This window comes from Bacillus sp. EU52, assembly GCF_037964975.1.
GTDB lineage: Bacteria > Bacillota > Bacilli > Bacillales > Bacillaceae > Bacillus > Bacillus subtilis.
Genome location: NZ_CP150177.1, coordinates 3,668,577 through 3,686,146, shown reverse-complemented (window position 1 = coordinate 3,686,146; position 17,570 = coordinate 3,668,577). Strand labels below are relative to the sequence as shown.

General features: G+C 46.8%; 17 protein-coding genes. 9 read left to right on the top strand and 8 right to left on the bottom strand.

Annotation, left to right across the window (positions count from 1 at the left end):
* From albE to sboA, 7 genes are read right to left on the bottom strand one after another with little or no spacing between them, the layout of a single operon-like run.
* A complete protein-coding gene (gene albE, locus NSU05_RS18945) occupies nt 1-1,161 on the bottom strand; it encodes an antilisterial bacteriocin subtilosin biosynthesis protein AlbE (protein WP_082201022.1) in 1,161 nt (386 codons plus the stop codon).
* Complete coding sequence (gene albD / locus NSU05_RS18940; protein WP_038429790.1) at nt 1,151-2,461, bottom strand: antilisterial bacteriocin subtilosin biosynthesis protein AlbD; 1,311 nt, start codon at nt 2,459-2,461, stop codon at nt 1,151-1,153. Before albD ends, albE begins: the two co-directional genes overlap by 11 nt.
* On the bottom strand, nt 2,454-3,173 hold the full coding sequence (locus NSU05_RS18935) for an ABC transporter ATP-binding protein (protein ID WP_038429789.1): 720 nt from the start codon (nt 3,171-3,173) through the stop codon (nt 2,454-2,456). Before NSU05_RS18935 ends, albD begins: the two co-directional genes overlap by 8 nt.
* Nucleotides 3,170-3,331, bottom strand: coding sequence for an antilisterial bacteriocin subtilosin biosynthesis protein AlbB (gene albB, locus NSU05_RS18930; protein ID WP_003222006.1), 162 nt, complete (start codon nt 3,329-3,331; stop codon nt 3,170-3,172). Before albB ends, NSU05_RS18935 begins: the two co-directional genes overlap by 4 nt.
* A gap of 12 nt (nt 3,332-3,343) precedes the next feature.
* Entirely contained in the window at nt 3,344-4,690 is a 1,347-nt protein-coding gene (albA, locus tag NSU05_RS18925) for a subtilosin maturase AlbA (RefSeq protein ID WP_015714887.1), read from the bottom strand.
* Between the two features lie 24 nt (nt 4,691-4,714).
* Nucleotides 4,715-4,867: a bacteriocin-like protein SboX gene (sboX, locus tag NSU05_RS18920; protein WP_082200983.1), complete on the bottom strand. Its 153-nt coding sequence runs from the start codon at nt 4,865-4,867 to the stop codon at nt 4,715-4,717.
* Nucleotides 4,824-4,955: a subtilosin A gene (sboA, locus tag NSU05_RS18915; protein WP_003222002.1), complete on the bottom strand. Its 132-nt coding sequence runs from the start codon at nt 4,953-4,955 to the stop codon at nt 4,824-4,826. Before sboA ends, sboX begins: the two co-directional genes overlap by 44 nt.
* Nucleotides 4,956-5,267: 312 nt before the next feature.
* On the opposite strand from sboA, the gene NSU05_RS18910 reads away from it, so the two are divergent.
* The 4 genes from NSU05_RS18910 to fnr all read left to right on the top strand — a co-directional run bounded on the left by NSU05_RS18910 (nt 5,268) and on the right by fnr (nt 9,500).
* On the top strand, nt 5,268-5,696 hold the full coding sequence (locus NSU05_RS18910; protein ID WP_003243604.1) for a DUF1934 domain-containing protein: 429 nt from the start codon (nt 5,268-5,270) through the stop codon (nt 5,694-5,696).
* Nucleotides 5,693-7,363 (top strand): arginine--tRNA ligase, encoded by a 1,671-nt coding sequence (gene argS / locus NSU05_RS18905; RefSeq protein ID WP_003227570.1) that lies wholly within the window; start codon nt 5,693-5,695, stop codon nt 7,361-7,363. The genes NSU05_RS18910 and argS overlap by 4 nt, the downstream gene beginning before the upstream one ends.
* A gap of 135 nt (nt 7,364-7,498) precedes the next feature.
* Nucleotides 7,499-8,686: a nitrate transporter NarK gene (narK, locus tag NSU05_RS18900; RefSeq protein ID WP_014478287.1), complete on the top strand. Its 1,188-nt coding sequence runs from the start codon at nt 7,499-7,501 to the stop codon at nt 8,684-8,686.
* A 97-nt stretch (nt 8,687-8,783) separates the two neighbouring features.
* Entirely contained in the window at nt 8,784-9,500 is a 717-nt protein-coding gene (fnr, locus tag NSU05_RS18895) for a fumarate/nitrate reduction transcriptional regulator Fnr (protein WP_014481215.1), read from the top strand.
* Nucleotides 9,501-9,530: 30 nt separating this feature from the next.
* On the opposite strand, the gene NSU05_RS18890 is transcribed toward fnr, so the two are convergent.
* Entirely contained in the window at nt 9,531-10,250 is a 720-nt protein-coding gene (locus tag NSU05_RS18890) for a YwiC-like family protein (RefSeq protein ID WP_038429787.1), read from the bottom strand.
* Between the two features lie 143 nt (nt 10,251-10,393).
* Here NSU05_RS18890 and arfM point away from each other — a divergent pair, with 143 nt between their 5' ends.
* The 5 genes from arfM (at nt 10,394) to narI (ending at nt 17,451) form a co-directional block, all read left to right on the top strand.
* Nucleotides 10,394-10,870 carry a Crp/Fnr family transcriptional regulator ArfM gene (gene arfM, locus NSU05_RS18885; protein ID WP_014478284.1) on the top strand — a complete coding sequence of 159 codons (477 nt, stop codon included), beginning with the start codon at nt 10,394-10,396 and terminating at the stop codon, nt 10,868-10,870.
* Between the two features lie 193 nt (nt 10,871-11,063).
* Nucleotides 11,064-14,750, top strand: a complete 3,687-nt coding sequence (locus NSU05_RS18880; protein WP_038429786.1) for a nitrate reductase subunit alpha — start codon at nt 11,064-11,066, stop codon at nt 14,748-14,750.
* Nucleotides 14,740-16,203 carry a nitrate reductase subunit beta gene (gene narH, locus NSU05_RS18875; RefSeq protein ID WP_014481212.1) on the top strand — a complete coding sequence of 488 codons (1,464 nt, stop codon included), beginning with the start codon at nt 14,740-14,742 and terminating at the stop codon, nt 16,201-16,203. Before NSU05_RS18880 ends, narH begins: the two co-directional genes overlap by 11 nt.
* A gap of 25 nt (nt 16,204-16,228) precedes the next feature.
* Nucleotides 16,229-16,783, top strand: coding sequence for a nitrate reductase molybdenum cofactor assembly chaperone (narJ, locus tag NSU05_RS18870; RefSeq protein ID WP_015384918.1), 555 nt, complete (start codon nt 16,229-16,231; stop codon nt 16,781-16,783).
* Nucleotides 16,780-17,451, top strand: a complete 672-nt coding sequence (narI, locus tag NSU05_RS18865; protein ID WP_017696267.1) for a respiratory nitrate reductase subunit gamma — start codon at nt 16,780-16,782, stop codon at nt 17,449-17,451. The genes narJ and narI overlap by 4 nt, the downstream gene beginning before the upstream one ends.
* The last annotated feature ends 119 nt before the right edge of the window (nt 17,452-17,570 follow it).

The window sequence follows — 17,570 nt, the reverse complement described above, 5'->3', positions numbered from 1 at the left end:
TCATCCCCTTACTACATGAGCTCCGATATAATTGATGGTCGCTATGAATTGCAATACATCACGGCATGTAACCGCTGAGATGCCATCCAGCAAGGCTTCTTTCGTGCAGGAGAAGCGGCGCAGGACCCCCATATAGGCCAATAGACCTTCGGGAGAATCGAATTGCAGCAGCAATTCATTGCGTAAAAACTGCTTTGCCTGTTCTAGTTCCCGCTCATCTGTATGAAAAGCTGAGACAGCTTCCAAAACGCGCGGGGGAATGTCTTTCTCATGAAGCTGATCTGTACATATTGAAACAAGCAGCAAATTGTTCATGACATCGTAACGGGTGATAACGTGATAGACTGCCAGATCCTTCTCTCTGAAGTGCTTGAATAAAGCGGAATGGCCGTACTTTCCCAGTAATCCGTCTATTAGCTGTATTTTGATATAATCGCTGGCATCTTTCATCTCTCCGCAGTCAAATCCGAGTGTCAAGACGGAAGGACCTGCAGCGCTGCGTGTCTCTGTTTCAAAAACATGCCGGTTTACGGGTATTCTTCCGGACGTTACAGCGGACGTTTGCGGGGCATGTCCCCGAACATCACATGCTTGTACTTGTCCCAATATGTTCAGCTGTTTTTGCTGGGACACTAAATCAACGGTAAAGTCCGTTGCGTCGAGAAACCGTTTAGGATGAATCGCCTTTATCCTGTCTTTCCGGCCAAACATGCCTGTGCCGTACATCGGGTTTCCGAAGACCTCCTCAGCCAAGCGAGCCGCCGAGTAGGAGAAGGGATCAGTGAATTTCTTTTCGATTTTCAGCAGCAGCTCATTCCTGGCCTTTTCAACTGCTTCGAATGAAAGAGAAGAAGGGAAAGACAAGTCTGCAAAAGTTTTCATCAGGGCGTCAACATGAAGATTCCCGTTATATAATGGGTGAATCAAACGGGTCCCGCAGGTTTTCAGCTGCTGATCAAAAAAGAGATTCGCTGAGTACATGAAACGGCTGCCGGCAACACAACCGAAAGCGTCAATGATTTGCTCCTTCAGGTATGCGGCGGCGCCGTAAAAATAAATCGTTTCTTCCTCAGGTTCCGCCGCGCTTTCGATCGGTTTCAGAAAGCTCGCGGCGATTGAAATAGTTGAAAATTGATGAGTCTTCAGCAGGTTAACTTCCAAGCCGTTCTCTTTTGCTTGTATCAAAGAAACCACCATCCTGTTTTTGCAGGTAATAGACTATGACCAGACCGGCTAACGGAACGACCGCCAGGGAGACAGCGGTGCCGGCTAATGTGGCTAAGAATAGGGGGAGACAAAACAGATAAGACCGATATTTTGAGAAACCGCTCCATAGTTGCTGCTCCGTCTGCCAGCTGAAGAAGGGCCTTTTTTCATCCGCGGTTAACCTGATAAATGCTCCCGCCAGCAACAACTCAATGCACTGCAAAAAAGTGAGAGCTGAAATCGGACGGCCGCTGATGAAACCCACAATCATCACGACAAGGAGAAATCCGCTTGCCAATAGGCCTGAATAAAAGCGATATTTCGCCCAAAACATCGTTTTCCGCTTGATCGGAAGCGTGATGAGCAGCATCCGGTCATTTTTTTCAATCGAATACAAAAGGGCGATCGGCGAGCAGATGAGCAAAAGCGCGGAAATCACGATATAAATCACTTGCTGATTGAAGATGCCGGTATTCATCATCTGGAACGAAAAGAAGCCGCTGAACGCCGCCATTACCGCGTAATTTAACAGCATCGCTTTAGAAGAGATAAATCGGTTCCATTCTCTTTTGTAAAACGAAAATTCAGATCGCCGCATAAATGAATGCATCTTGCTCTGCTGCGGAGGTGCCTGCAGAAAGACAGGAAAGTCAATGACCACCGCCCACAGGATATGAACCGCGCAAAGCGGAATCGTGGCGGCCGGCATCAAAGCGACGCTGAGACATACACAGGCGAATATCGCCGCATGCAGCAGAAACATCCAGTTCTTCTTTTTGACGAAGTGGTTGCTTAGCACAACTCCGAAAATAATGGAGTAAACGGTAAAAAACGAAAACCTGCCGAGCCAAAACAATGTTTGCGCCCCTGACAGCGTTCCGTTTCCAAATAAGAACAGCGGTAAAATAAAAAAGAATAAAGTTCTTCTCAAACAGGTATCGACAAACAAAACGACACTCTGGGCGAGCCAAAAGCTCCGTGAAGAAATCGGCAGCAGGCAGCTCAGTTTCATATAAGATTCCTTCCATTGAGATGTCACAGAAAGAAACACCATATATGCGTTCATTAAGAGAAGCGCGAGTATGATATACGTTTTGCGCAACACCGATTCATCAATGCCGGCCTGGCGGATCAGCCCGATTTCAAACACGGCCAGAATGACAAGGCCTGCGGCAATGCGGATGGCGTCCTTTTTCCCTTGCCGGCTGTAAAGCTGTTTGAACAGCAAAGACATGATAGGGATTATGTTATTCATGGCCGATCACCTCAAAAAATTCCCGCCGCAGATCGGTCTCCTCTCCAATCGGAATGACTTTTTGGATCTGTTTGTTGTGAAGAATAGCCGCATAGTCACAAAATCTTTGCACGACATCGAGCAGATGAGAAGAAAACAAAATGGTCCCGCCTGCTTCACAGTACTCACACATTTTCTGATAAAAAACCTCTATCGATTCCACATCCAAACCGACGAGCGGCTCATCCAAAATAAACAGGGGAGCGCGCAGCAATAAGCCTGTCATCAATACAACTTTTTGCCTGTTCCCCAAGGACAGCTCCGAAATTCTCCTGTTGATGTATTTCGAAAAATGAAAGGCCTCGGCCAAACTGGCAAACTGCTGCTCTGAAAAATCCTTTTGATAAAGCGAATGGACGAAAGACACATAGTCCTTCGCCGTAATTTCTGTAAATAGCAGCGGATAATCGGCGGCGAAGTAACGGTGAGTCTTCAGCTGATCTGATGTTTTCTGCGGCATGCCGGCCTCCGCTTCAATTCCGCACAGTGTAAAGCGTCCGCTGAAATTGCGGTTCACGCCTGTCAGCGTATTAATCAGTGTCGTTTTTCCGGCGCCGTTTACCCCAAGCAACCCGTAAACGGCGCCTTTTTCTAAATGTAAATCTACTTGTTCTAAGATGACGTTGTCCCGTTCATACCAAACGGATACATCGTGTATATCCAAAATGCTCATCGCGAGTCAGCCTTCCGCGCGCGCATCCCGAACAGAATGGCAATGGCAATGAAAATCAGCGTAAACAGATAATCGCTTTTGACAAAATAGACGACTGCGCCGATGACAAAGATAAATGAAAGGATATACAGTAAAATTCTTCTTTGTGCTGGTGACAAATCGTTTCCCTCCTAAATAAGCTGGACCACGTCTTCTAATTGTTCATTTTTCGCCCAAGAGCAAATGTTTTTCCGGTGATATTTGTTAGAGTTCAGCCCTTTTAAGTAACAGCCTCCGCAATAGCCGCTGAACGGGCATTTGTCTTTCATGCAATGTTCGCTGAACCGCGGCGCCTGCGCTTGCCACAGTTTATGGACGAGAGGGGAGTTAAAGATGCTTTCATAGGAATCATGAAAAATATTTCCCAATGAAAATTCCTTTGGAAAGAGGGCGCAAGGACGTACTTCGCCGAACGGGCTGATCACAATGGACTTCCAGCCAGCGCCGCAATTTGCCGCGCGTTTTCTCTCATAAGGAATAATCGGAATCAGATCTTTAAACTCATCAATCACATTTTGCTCGTATTCCATAAACTTGCGGTGCTGCTCGGCGTCTTTCGTTGGATGGACAATATCCCTGCCTCTTCCGAAATCGTCAACCCAATTGTAAGAGAACGCCTTCGCCCCGAGATCCCGAACCTTTTGGGCCATATCGTGGATTTCCCACATGTTTTTTTCGAAGACAGACATGGCGACTCTGACAAATATACCGTGGTCACTCAACAATTTTATCGTTTTACAAGTTTGGGCAAAAGAGCCTTTTCTCCCTCTAAAGGAGTCATGGACCTCGGAATTGACACTATCAAGAGAAATGCCGACGATGATTTTTTGCTTGTAAGCCTTCAAAAGCTCCAAACTCTCTTTTCGCATGAGTGTTCCGTTTGTTAAGACAGCGACTTTTTTGAACTTTTTACACACATAGTCAAGAATCTCATTGGCATTTGGATGGACAAAAATTTCTCCGCCTGTGATTTCGCATGTCAATACACCGTTATCAAACAGCATATCAGCCGTTTTTTTGAATTGCTCAATCGACACGGTGCCGAGCGCTTCAGGTGAGCTTTCCAAATAACAGTGGGCGCATTTCAAATTACAGCGGTGCGTCAGTTCAAAGGTGGCGTGCAGGGGCATCGGAAATTCATTGCTTCCGCTCGTGGTGATTGTATGGCGGCTGGCCCGGTTTCCAAGCTGGATCACCTGCTTGTTCTGGAGCATGTTGAGCATGTCGTAATACCAATCTTTATGGTCTTCCGGTGATTCATCATACACTGCACATTGCTCAGCTAAAATCTGCTCAGCTGTTTTTTGGCCATCCATGCGCATGCAGAGCTCGTAAGCCGTTTTGTTGAGATCCAAATACTCAAAGTCAGAAATGGAGACATTATCGCGCAAGTAGTCGATTTCTAACACGCCGCCCTCAGGAAGCTGGTGAACTCTTACACTTTCATTAATAAATGGAAACATCTGCTCTATAAACAAAATACCATCCCCTATACATATGATTCAAATGAAAAACGGTTGTGTATGTATATCCAAGAGGTAGATTTTAGTTAAAAATTGTAATTTACCCAAAAAGGGCATAGTAGAATGACTATGCCCTTTTGGGAGATCCTTACCCCCATAGACCGAATAGACCTGTTGCACCGGCAATTTCAAAATCAGGGATAGGACCGTCCACTAGACAAGCGGCTCCGATCGAGCATGTTGCACAACCTTTGTTTTCTACAATGACAGCTTTTTTCATAATTGAATCCTCCCTTTTTTTGTTTTTCTAGCAGATCTATGTTGTACTTTTATCTTAAAACTATCAAATTACTAATTCAATACATATATTTTGAAAAAAATGTGAAAAGGAAATGATAGATTTCGGAAAAATGTAACATTTCCTAAAGGTAATTAGTGATATGATTTTCTCTTCTATATAAGGAAATGCTTTTTATGAGGTTTATCTTCAAATCTGATGAGCAATGATGGTAAGATAGAAGCAGTTGAAGTTTACAAACCGAATGATTATACTATTCAAGTCAAAGTGGAATGATGAAAAGGACGTGTCAGAATGAAGCAAGAGACACCGATAACACTCCATGTGAAGTCTGTGATCGAGGATGACGGAAACCAAGAAGTCATCGAATTCCGCACCACCGGATTTTACTATGTAAAACAAAATAAAGTGTATCTATCTTATTATGAAGAACACGACTTAGGCAAAGTCAAAACGATTGTGAAAGTAAGCGAAGGCGAAGTCCTGGTCATGAGGTCAGGCGCTGTCAAAATGAATCAGCGTTTCGTAACGGGAGCTTCCACAATTGCTAAATATAAAATGTCATTTGGTGAGCTTGAGCTGAAAACAAGCACAAAATCGATTCAATCTGATCTCGATGAAGAAAAAGGCCGTATCAGCATCGCATATGACATGCATGTCGGAGACGAGCAGGAGCATTTACATAATATGACGATCACGTATGAGGGAGGAACTCACGCATGAACATTGCGGAACAAATGAAGGACGTGCTGAAAGAAGAAATCAAAGCGGCCGTTCTGAAAGCGGGACTGGCTGAAGAAAGCCAGATTCCCAATGTTGTTTTAGAAACACCGAAAGATAAAACACACGGCGACTACTCAACGAATATGGCGATGCAGTTGGCAAGAGTGGCAAAAAAAGCGCCGCGTCAAATCGCTGAAGAGATTGTCGCTCATTTTGATAAAGGAAAGGCTTCGATTGAAAAACTGGATATCGCCGGCCCGGGTTTTATCAATTTCTATATGAACAATCAATATTTAACAAAGCTGATTCCGTCTGTACTGGAAGCAGGGGAAGCATACGGGGAAACGAACATCGGAAACGGTGAACGAGTTCAGGTAGAATTCGTATCAGCGAATCCGACGGGAGACCTTCACCTCGGGCATGCGCGCGGGGCGGCTGTCGGCGATTCCTTGTGCAACGTGCTTTCAAAAGCGGGTTACGATGTAAGCCGCGAATACTACATTAACGATGCGGGAAACCAAATCAACAATCTGGCGCTTTCTGTTGAAGTCCGTTACTTTGAAGCACTCGGATTGGAAAAACCGATGCCGGAGGATGGCTACCGCGGTGAGGATATCATTGCGATCGGAAAGCGTCTCGCTGAGGAATACGGTGATCGTTTCGTTAACGAAGAGGAAAGTGAACGCCTCGCGTTTTTCCGTGAATACGGCCTGAAATACGAGCTGGAAAAGCTTCGCAAGGACTTGGAAAACTTCCGTGTGCCGTTTGATGTGTGGTATTCAGAAACTTCACTGTACCAAAATGGAAAAATCGACAAGGCGCTTGAAGCACTCCGCGAAAAAGGCCATGTCTATGAAGAAGACGGCGCGACTTGGTTCCGTTCCACGACTTTCGGCGATGATAAAGACCGCGTATTGATCAAGAAGGACGGCACGTACACGTACCTTCTTCCTGATATCGCGTATCATAAGGACAAGCTTGACCGCGGCTTTGATAAGCTGATCAACGTTTGGGGCGCCGATCACCACGGCTACATCCCGCGTATGAAAGCGGCAATCGAAGCGCTGGGCTATGAAAAAGGAACGCTTGAAGTAGAAATCATTCAGCTCGTTCACCTTTACAAAAACGGCGAGAAAATGAAAATGAGCAAACGGACCGGTAAAGCCGTAACGATGCGTGACCTGATTGAAGAAGTCGGCTTGGATGCCGTGCGTTACTTCTTTGCAATGCGAAGTGCAGACACCCATATGGATTTTGACTTAGATCTTGCTGTATCAACATCTAACGAAAACCCTGTGTATTATGCACAATACGCGCATGCCCGTATTTGCAGCATGCTTCGCCAAGGGGAAGAGCAGGGACTTAAACCGGCGGCAGATCTTGATTTCAGCCATATTCAATCAGAAAAAGAATATGATCTGCTGAAAACGATCGGCGGCTTCCCAGAGGCAGTGGCGGAAGCAGCGGAAAAACGAATTCCGCACCGTGTCACAAACTATATTTATGATCTGGCTTCTGCTCTGCACAGCTTCTACAACGCAGAGAAAGTCATCGACCCTGAAAATGAAGAGAAGAGCCGCGCGCGCTTGGCTTTAATGAAGGCAACGCAAATTACGCTGAACAATGCGCTTCAGCTGATCGGCGTATCGGCTCCGGAAAAAATGTAATCACGATCAAAAGGACAAAGTCTTCGGGCTTTGTCCTTTTTTTATGAGAAAAACGTGTGATGTAATTCACAATCCTGTTTGGCGAGTTTTTGTATGATAAGACTGATTATTGAATCATTGAAAGGGGCAAGCCAAATGATCAACCGTCAACACATTCAATTATCGTTACAGTCATTAAGCTTGGTGGCAGGGTTTATGGTTTGGGTGCTGATTTCATCACTCATTTCCCAAATCACATTAGATATTCATTTAAGCAAGGGTGAGATTTCTTTGGTGACGGCGATTCCTGTGATCCTCGGGTCGCTTCTCCGCATTCCTTTAGGGTATTTAACGAACAGGTTTGGCGCGCGGCTCATGTTTATGGTTAGCTTCATCCTGCTTTTATTTCCTGTATTTTGGATCAGTATCGCGGATTCTCTGTTTGATTTAATCGCAGGCGGCTTTTTCTTAGGGATCGGGGGAGCGGTGTTTTCCATTGGGGTGACCTCCCTCCCGAAATATTATCCGAAAGAAAAGCACGGTGTCGTCAATGGGATTTACGGTGCAGGAAATATCGGGACAGCCGTTACGACATTTGCAGCGCCGGTTATCGCTCAAGCCGTCGGGTGGAAATCAACCGTGCAGATGTATCTGGTTTTGCTGGCTGTCTTTGCCTTACTGCACGTTTTGTTCGGTGACAGGCATGAGAAGAAGGTCAAAGTTTCTGTTAAGACTCAAATCAAAGCCGTTTACCGGAATCATGTGCTATGGTTTCTGAGCCTGTTTTATTTTATTACGTTCGGTGCCTTTGTCGCCTTCACTATCTATCTGCCGAACTTTCTGGTGGAGCATTTTGGGCTGAATCCTGCAGATGCCGGCTTGCGGACGGCTGGCTTTATTGCGGTTTCTACGCTGCTCAGGCCTGCAGGCGGATTCCTGGCTGATAAAATGAGCCCGCTCCGCATCTTGATGTTTGTTTTTGCCGGGCTTACATTATCAGGCATTATCCTATCGTTCTCGCCGACAATCGGCCTTTATACGTTTGGATCATTAACCGTGGCCGTCTGCTCAGGCATAGGAAACGGAACTGTTTTTAAACTGGTGCCTTTCTATTTTTCGAAGCAAGCGGGGATTGCCAATGGGATTGTGTCTGCCATGGGCGGATTAGGCGGCTTTTTTCCTCCGCTCATATTGGCGAGTGTGTTTCAGGCAACAGGCCAGTACGCGATCGGGTTTATGGCGCTTTCAGAGGTGGCGTTAGCCAGTTTTGTCCTTGTCATATGGATGTATTGGCAGGAAAGAATGAAAACACACACGGAGAGAAACAGCCAGAGCATCAACTAACACTGGGCATTCACAAGATTGTTAGTTTTTTCTCGATGGGTACAAATCAATTCACGTTACAATAAACACACAACGTGACTTTCTTCGAGGTGAGCTCATGAATTTTCTCTCTGTTCGACCATCTGATAGTGATCTTATATCCAGCGATCTGCATGAACTGCTGGAATCGATCAGCACGAAAAGAAAAATGGAAAAACACACGTATTTGTTTCGAGAAGGAATGGATGCAGAAGAGCTTTATCTGATTCAATCAGGACTCATTGAAATCGGCAAGCTGACATCTGACGGAAAAGACCTGACGCTTAGAATCTGCCAAAAGCATGATATCGTCGGAGAATTAACACTTTTCACTGAAGAACCGAGGTATATGCTCAGTGCAAAAGTGCTAGAGGATGGCGAGGTGCTCGTCATTAATAAAAATAAGCTGGAAAAAGAATTAATCCAAAACGGCGCTTTGACATTTGAGTTCATGAAATGGATGAGCACGCACCTCCGGAAGATTCAGTCCAAAATCAGGGATCTGCTTCTTCATGGCAAAAAGGGGGCGCTCTATTCCACCCTTATCCGTTTATCAAACAGCTACGGAGTGGAGCGAAGCGACGGCATTCTGATTAACATTGTCCTGACAAATCAGGATTTGGCAAAGTTTTGTGCGGCTGCACGGGAAAGCATCAACCGTATGCTGGGAGATCTCCGCAAAAAAGGGGTTATTTCGATAGACGAATCCGGAAAAATTATTTTGCACAAGCGGGACTATTTACGATGTGAGATTGAGTGTGAAAATTGCCCGCTGGAGATTTGCAATATTGACTGAAAAAACAAGGACAGTGGTGTCCTTGTTTTTTTACCTTGTCATAAAGAGGCACATGACGGCAAAAAAGAAGCAGGCATTCACGATTTCCAGAATGCCAATCGTTTTCACGGGCCAATCCCTTCCATGAAAAAACCATGCCCGCAAGCTGCTCGGGATAAAAGCGAGAAACGCCCATCCTGCTCCGAAAAGAGCGGATAAAAAGGGGAGCAGCAGGTGATACCCCCATGACCAGTATGCAAATGCCCTGTTTTTTCTTTCACGAATAACCGATTTCACATAAAAGGAACTCCCGATAAAAAATAAAGCAGACTGCAAGAAAATAAACCAAGCCCAGCCGTCAAGGGTTCCCATCCCCAGCCAGCAGCTCGCAAACCCGCCCGAACAAAAGAACAAGACACCTGCAACATCATTCAATAAGGCTCGTTCGTTTTTTCTGCGGGCAAAATACATATGTATGAGAAACAGCGGCAGTAAAGAAACGCCCACCCAGATGAGAGGCGGCTTATGAAAGACCGAGATCATCAAAAAGCAGCAGGCGGGAAAACCGTAATAACACATCCACTTTTGATATGGTTTGCTTTGTTTCTTTTTTAAGGCAAGCGTAACGGGATAAACCGCTAAGTATAGGAAAAGCCAGCCTAGGAAGAGCGGAATATGCCAAATAACGGGGCCTCCCTTGACCATGCCGAGTAAAAATGGGATCAGCAGCATCGCCCACGAGCCGTGCTGCTTCGGAATCAGCGCCTTCATCGAAATCCTCCTTTTTTCTTTCATTATAAATGCAGTCACCCTCCTGATAAGTGACATTCATCATACAGGCTGTGAAATACATCACTGCTGTACAGGCTCGATCGAGCTACACTAAAGCTATCCTTAGCACAGGAGGTTTTCCTATGAATCAGTGTGACTATTTATTATTTCTGAAACAACTTCCTATGTTTAATGAAGTGCCTCTATCCATTGTCGAAACCTTGCTGAAAAACGGCACGTTTATCCGCGGCTCATGTGATCAGTCTCCATCTTTTCTTCATTCTCAATCTGTTTATATTGTATTAAAAGGCAGTGTCCGTTTCATGGACAGCAGGCTCCCTGAAGGGTCGAAAACCGTTGCGCTGTGGGAAAAAGGCGATGTGTTTCCGATTGATGAAAAAGGCGGGCTTTATTTATCGCCCTTTATCTCAGTCAATGCCACTTCAGACATTCTGATTCTCAACATCCCATATTACATATTTAAGAAAATGATGTCTTATCATCCGCAGCTGCAAATGAACTTTTTGGCTATGCTTCAGCAAAATGTTTTTTGTTCCTATCAATTATTTTTGCGGTATCTGCATACATCACAGGATGAAAACGCTGAGCCCGGTTCTTAAATAGAGCCGGTTTTTTTGTCTTTGAATGAAAGGCAGCTAATGACCCAAGCGTCCTGCCTGAACGCAGCCTTTCTTCTCCTTTGTGTGGACATTTTGTGAAAAAAGCAGAGTGTGTGACATAGTTCACAAGGAAACGCGCTGTCTCTGTTTATAGTGAACTTAGCATCACCTGACTCGGAAGGAGTGAACTCTCATGAAGAAAAAGAAAAGGAGTCCGTTGTTTAGGAGATTGAATTATTTCTCTCCTATCGAACACCATTCAAATAAACATAGCCAAACCACCCGCGAAGATCGCGATTGGGAGAATGTATACAGAAACAGATGGCAGTACGACAAAGTCGTTCGCTCCACCCACGGCGTTAACTGTACAGGGTCTTGCAGCTGGAATATTTATGTGAAAAACGGAATTGTCACGTGGGAAGGGCAAAATTTGAATTATCCTTCAACAGGCCCGGATATGCCTGATTTTGAACCGAGAGGCTGCCCGCGGGGGGCCAGTTTTTCATGGTATATCTACAGCCCGCTGCGTGTGAAATATCCATACGTGCGCGGTGTACTGATTAATTTATGGCGGGAGGCACTGCAAGAACATCAAAATCCATTGGAAGCCTGGAAATCGATCGTCGAAAACCCTGAAAAAGCGAAGTCCTATAAACAGGCGAGAGGGAAAGGCGGTTTTGTGCGCGCTGAATGGCCGGAGGTGCTGAAGCTGATTTCAGCCTCTCTGCTGTATACAGTGATGAAATACGGGCCTGACAGAAACGTCGGTTTTTCTCCGATTCCGGCCATGTCCATGATCAGCCATGCATCAGGCTCCCGGTTTATGTCGTTAATCGGAGGCCCTATGCTCAGTTTTTATGACTGGTATGCGGATCTTCCTCCGGCATCCCCGCAAATTTGGGGTGACCAGACGGACGTTCCGGAAAGCAGTGATTGGTACAATTCCGGCTATATCATCACATGGGGCTCCAACGTTCCGTTAACGAGAACGCCTGACGCGCATTTTTTGGCGGAGGCCCGCTATAAAGGCGCTAAGGTCATTTCGATCAGTCCGGATTTTGCGGAATCCTCAAAGTTCGCGGATGACTGGCTGAGTATTCGCCAAGGGACTGACGGGGCGCTTGCGATGGCGATGGGTCACGTCATTCTGCAGGAATTTTACGTGAACCAAGAAACTGAACGTTTTATTGAGTACGCGAAGCAATACACTGATTTTCCATTTCTCGTCACCCTGTCAAAAGAAAATGGCGTATACACAGCGGGACGGTTTCTGCATGCGAAGGACATCGGGCGGAAGACAAAGCATGATCAGTGGAAGCCTGCGGTTTGGGATGAACAGACAAGTTCATTTGCCATACCCCAAGGGACAATGGGCTCGCGCTGGGACGGGCAGCAGAAATGGAACCTGCACATGATTGATGAAGAAACCGGGGAACCGATTGAACCCCGTCTCTCTGTGCTCGGAATAGAGGATGAAATCGGCACGGTGCGCATTCCTTATTTTTCAAATGACGGAAACAAAGTGCTCGAGCGGGATCTTCCTATTAAAAAAATGAACCTGAACGGTGAAGAGACGTACGTCACGACCGTGTTTGACTTGATACTGGCTAACTACGGCGTAAATCGGGGCATCGGCGAACAACAAGCTGTCTCCTATGATGATCCTGAGCCGTTTACGCCTGCCTGGCAGGAACAAATGACAGGAATCAAAAAAGAAGCTGTCGTTAAGATTGCCAGAGAGTTTGCTCAAAATGCGATCGATACAGACGGCCGGTCTATGATTATCGTAGGAGCCGGCATTAACCACTGGTTCAACTCCGACACGATCTACCGAGCAGTGTTAAATCTTGTTTTGCTTGTAGGCGCCCAAGGCGTAAATGGCGGAGGCTGGGCCCATTACGTCGGGCAGGAAAAGCTCCGACCTGCTGAAGGATGGCAGACGATTGCAACTGCAAAGGACTGGGAGGGCGTGCCCAAGCTGCAAAACGGCACTTCATTTTTCTACTTTGCGACAGATCAGTGGCGTTATGAGGACCAGCCGATCAGTGATTTGGCATCACCGATTGCTGCGTCATCCCGCTACAAGCACCACGCTGATTACAATGTGCTGGCGGCGCGGCTAGGGTGGCTTCCGTCTTACCCGACTTTCAATCAAAATGGCATCGATCTGTATAAAGAAGCTGAAAAAGCAGGGGCAGCAACACCTGAAGACGTAGGTGCGTACGTGGCCTCACAGCTCCAAGAGAAAAAACTGAAATTCGCGATTGAAGATCCTGACAATGAAGTGAATTTCCCAAGGAATCTCTTTGTATGGCGGGCAAATCTGATCTCAAGCTCAGGAAAAGGGCATGAATATTTTCTCAAGCATTTGCTGGGGACAACGAACGGTTTAATGAATGACGACAGCGACAGCATCCGCCCAGAAGAAATCAAATGGCGGGAGCAGGCGCCGGAAGGAAAGCTCGACTTATTAATCAATCTTGATTTTCGAATGGCGGGTACGGCGCTGTATTCCGATATCGTGCTGCCGGCGGCGACATGGTATGAAAAACACGATCTCAGCAGCACAGATATGCATCCGTTCATTCATCCATTTGCTCCGGCGATCTCAGCTCCGTGGGAATCGAAGTCAGACTGGGATATTTTCAAGGCGCTGTCAAAAGCCGTTTCCGATCTGGCAGAAGAAGTCAATATGGAGCCGGTGAAAGAAGTGGTTGCGACGCCGCTCCTCCACGACACCATGCAGGAATTGGCCCAGCCATTCGGCAAAATCAATGACTGGAGCAAAGGCGAATGTGAAGCCATTCCGGGAAAAACGATGCCGAACATCCAAGTCGTTGAACGGGATTACAAACACATTTTTCATAAAATGACTGCACTTGGTCCGAACGTTGCTTTAAAGCCGAGCGGAACAAAAGGGATGAGCTGGTCAATAGCCGATGAATATGAATCACTCAAACAGAGATTGGGAGAAATCACCTCGGACAGTGTCGCAAAGGGATGTCCGAATATAAGTGAAGCAAAGCAGGCAGCAGAAGCGATTTTAACCCTATCATCCACTTCGAATGGAAAGGTCGCCGTCAAAGCATGGGAATCACTTGAAAACATCACGAACCTGAAGCTGAAAGACCTGGCGGAAGAACGCGAGGAAGAATGCTTTACGTTCGAACAAATTACAGCCCAGCCGAAAACGGTGATCACGTCTCCGGCGTTTTCCGGCTCTGAAAAAGGAGGGCGCAGGTATTCGCCGTTTACAACAAATGTTGAAAAATTAATTCCGTGGCGGACGCTGACAGGCAGACAATCCTATTATGTCGATCATGAACTGATGATGGAATTCGGTGAAACGATGGCGACATTCAAACCGATCCTCCAGCATCGCCCGTTTCTGAGCAAACGGCCTGATCAAGAGGGAAAAGAAATCGTCCTCAATTATTTGACGCCGCATAATAAATGGTCTGTCCACAGCATGTATTTTGATTCTCTGCCAATGCTGACGCTGTTCCGCGGCGGGCCAACCGTGTGGATGAATAAAGATGATGCAGAGGACACGGATATCAAAGACAACGATTGGATTGAATGCTTTAACCGAAACGGTGTTGTCGTCGCGAGAGCCGTTTTGTCTCATCGGATTCCTAAAGGAATGGCGTTTATGCACCATGCCCAGGACCGCCACATCAACGTGCCCGGCACAAAGCTGACGAATAACCGCGGAGGCACCCATAACAGCCCGACAAGGATTCACGTCAAGCCGACACAGATGATCGGTGGCTACGCCCAGCTCAGCTACGGCTTTAATTATTACGGTCCAACGGGGAATCAGCGCGACCTGAACGTCGTCATCCGCAAGCTGAAGGAGGTCGATTGGCTTGAAGATTAAAGCGCAAATCGGTATGGTCATGAACTTGGATAAATGCATCGGCTGCCACACGTGCAGCGTCACCTGCAAAAACACGTGGACAAACCGTTCCGGTGCGGAATATATGTACTTCAATAATGTAGAAACAAAGCCGGGCATCGGCTACCCGAAGCAATGGGAGGACCAGGACAAATATAAAGGCGGCTGGACATTGAAAAAAGGAAAGCTCGAGCTGAAATCGGGCTCGAAAACCAATCGGCTTGCAGGCCTTTTCTATAATCCGAATCAGCCGTCGATTGATGATTACTATGAGCCCTGGAACTATGATTATGAAACATTAACGAACAGCCCGCAGAAAAAACACCAGCCGGTAGCACGCCCGAAATCGTCCTTAACGGGGGATTTTATGAATATCGAATGGGGACCGAACTGGGAGGATGATCTCGCGGGCGGCCACATAACGGGACTTGAAGATCCCAACGTACAAAAGATGGAGGAATCGATCAAAACAGAATTCGATGAGGTCTTTATGATGTATTTGCCCCGTATTTGCGAGCACTGCATCAACCCGGCGTGCGTCTCATCCTGTCCATCCGGCGCCATGTACAAACGCGAGGAGGACGGCATTGTGCTTGTGGATCAAAACGCATGCCGTTCATGGAGATATTGCGTCTCATCCTGTCCTTATAAAAAAGTCTATTTTAACTGGCAAACGAACAAAGCGGAAAAATGCACACTCTGCTTTCCGCGTTTGGAGGCGGGACTGCCAACCATCTGCTCTGAGACGTGTGTTGGCAGAATCCGCTACCTCGGCGTCATGCTGTATGACGCGGACAAAGTGGAGGAAGCGGCATCTGTTGAAAATGAAAAGGATCTCTACCATTCCCAATTGGACGTTTTTCTTGATCCAAATGATCCTGAGGTTGCCAAGCTGGCAAAAGAACAAGGCATTCCGGCTGAATGGATAGAGGCTGCGCAGCAATCGCCGATCTATAAAATGATCATTGACTGGAAGATTGCGCTGCCGCTTCATCCAGAGTACCGCACGCTGCCCATGGTGTGGTACATTCCGCCGCTCAGCCCGATTATGAATCTCTTTGAAGGAAAAGGCAGCCGGCAATCCGCGGAAGATATTTTTCCGGCTATCGACCAAATGAGAATCCCGATAGACTATTTGGCGCAGCTGTTAACAGCCGGTGATACGGATCATATTCGGTCAACGTTAAAGAAAATGTCTGTCATGCGCCAGTATATGAGAGCGATCCAGACAAATAAATCAATCGACCCGGAACTGATCTCCAGTGTCGGCTTAACAGAACAGCAAATTGAAGATATGTATCGGCTGCTTGCGATTGCCAAATATGATGACCGCTTTGTGATACCGAGCAGTCATCGAGAAGAAGTTTCAGATTTATATGCTGAACAAGGGAGCTGCGGCCTATCATTTTCAGGCGGCCCCGGCTCCTGTTTCTAACTTTTGATAAATGAGGTGTAACAAGATGAACACCACAGACCGGCAAATGACGTTCTCCGCTCTTTCCTCTCTTCTCTCTTATCCGGATGAAGAGTGGAGAGCCGAGATTCCCGATTGGAAGGCTCTTATCCATGAAATCAGCAACCGGCAAATCCGGGAGAAGTTGCTGCACTTTTTCGAAGCGTCAGCCAGCTTTTCACCGGAAGCGCTGATTGAACACTATGTCTATACATTCGACTTTGGGAAAAAAACAAATATGTATGTCACCTACTTTAACTCGGGCGAGCAAAGGGAACGCGGCGTTGAATTGCTGCATTTAAAAAACACATACGAGCAATCCGGTTTCCTGCCGACAGAAAAAGAGCTGCCTGATTATCTGCCGCTGATGCTGGAATTTGCTGCGGCTGCAGAAATTGAAGCAGCGAGAAGCGTGTTTGAGAAATATCTGTCCAATGTGAGGGAGCTGGCATCCCGTCTCGAAAAAAATGACAGTATATACGCTGAACTGCTGCACGTGCTGCTGGCCGCGCTTGAAAACATTGGCGTACGTGAAAGCGTTGAAGGGGCTGTTCAGGCATGAGCGGGCAGATCCTCTGGGGTATTATGCCATACATTGTATTGACAATCTTTATCGGCGGCCATATTTACCGCTACCAGCATGACCAATTTGGCTGGACGGCGAAATCAAGCGAGATGTTAGAAAAGAAAAAACTCGCCGCGGGCAGCACACTTTTTCACTGGGGACTGCTGTGCGTTGTCGGCGGGCATGTCATGGGGATTCTGATCCCGGAAGGCGTGTATGCTTCCCTTGGCATTTCAGAGCATATGTATCACAAAATGGCGATTGGCGCTGGCTTGCCGGCGGGCATTGCGGCATGTACCGGACTTGTCATCCTGACGTACAGAAGGCTGTTTGACAAAAGGATCCGCAAAACGAGCTCGCCATCGGATATCCTTACGCTCCTCCTGCTGCTGTTCATGATGCTGTCAGGCGTTGCGGCCACGTTTCTCAACATTGATTCGAAAGGCTTCGATTACCGGACAACAGTCGGGCCGTGGTTCAGGGAAATCGCTTTGTTCCGGCCTGACCCCTCGTTGATGGAGAGTGTCCCGCTATGGTTTAAGTTTCATATTGTGATAGGCTACGTCGTTTTTATCCTGTGGCCGTTTACAAGATTGGTTCATGTGTTCAGTCTGCCGCTCAAGTATCTGACCCGCAGCTACGTTGTATATCGGAAACGCTCGTGAAAATCCCCCTTGCAAGAGGGGGTTTTTTCTGCCAAGGTAATGGCTGGGCGGCCGGGAATCCTGTTGTGTTTGTATTTGGAAATAACATCAAGAATAAAACGGATTTTACTCATTTTAAA

Excerpts from the sequence above, each read along its gene's own strand:
- albD (WP_038429790.1), bottom strand. The coding sequence starts at position 2,461 with ATGAATAACATAATCCCTATCATGTCTTTGCTGTTCAAACAGCTTTAC.
- NSU05_RS18935 (WP_038429789.1), bottom strand. The coding sequence starts at position 3,173 with ATGAGCATTTTGGATATACACGATGTATCCGTTTGGTATGAACGGGAC.
- sboA (WP_003222002.1), bottom strand. The coding sequence starts at position 4,955 with ATGAAAAAAGCTGTCATTGTAGAAAACAAAGGTTGTGCAACATGCTCG.
- NSU05_RS18910 (WP_003243604.1), top strand. The coding sequence starts at position 5,268 with ATGAAGCAAGAGACACCGATAACACTCCATGTGAAGTCTGTGATCGAG.
- argS (WP_003227570.1), top strand. The coding sequence starts at position 5,693 with ATGAACATTGCGGAACAAATGAAGGACGTGCTGAAAGAAGAAATCAAA.
- narK (WP_014478287.1), top strand. The coding sequence starts at position 7,499 with ATGATCAACCGTCAACACATTCAATTATCGTTACAGTCATTAAGCTTG.
- fnr (WP_014481215.1), top strand. The coding sequence starts at position 8,784 with ATGAATTTTCTCTCTGTTCGACCATCTGATAGTGATCTTATATCCAGC.
- NSU05_RS18890 (WP_038429787.1), bottom strand. The coding sequence starts at position 10,250 with ATGAAGGCGCTGATTCCGAAGCAGCACGGCTCGTGGGCGATGCTGCTG.
- arfM (WP_014478284.1), top strand. The coding sequence starts at position 10,394 with ATGAATCAGTGTGACTATTTATTATTTCTGAAACAACTTCCTATGTTT.
- NSU05_RS18880 (WP_038429786.1), top strand. The coding sequence starts at position 11,064 with ATGAAGAAAAAGAAAAGGAGTCCGTTGTTTAGGAGATTGAATTATTTC.
- narJ (WP_015384918.1), top strand. The coding sequence starts at position 16,229 with ATGAACACCACAGACCGGCAAATGACGTTCTCCGCTCTTTCCTCTCTT.
- narI (WP_017696267.1), top strand. The coding sequence starts at position 16,780 with ATGAGCGGGCAGATCCTCTGGGGTATTATGCCATACATTGTATTGACA.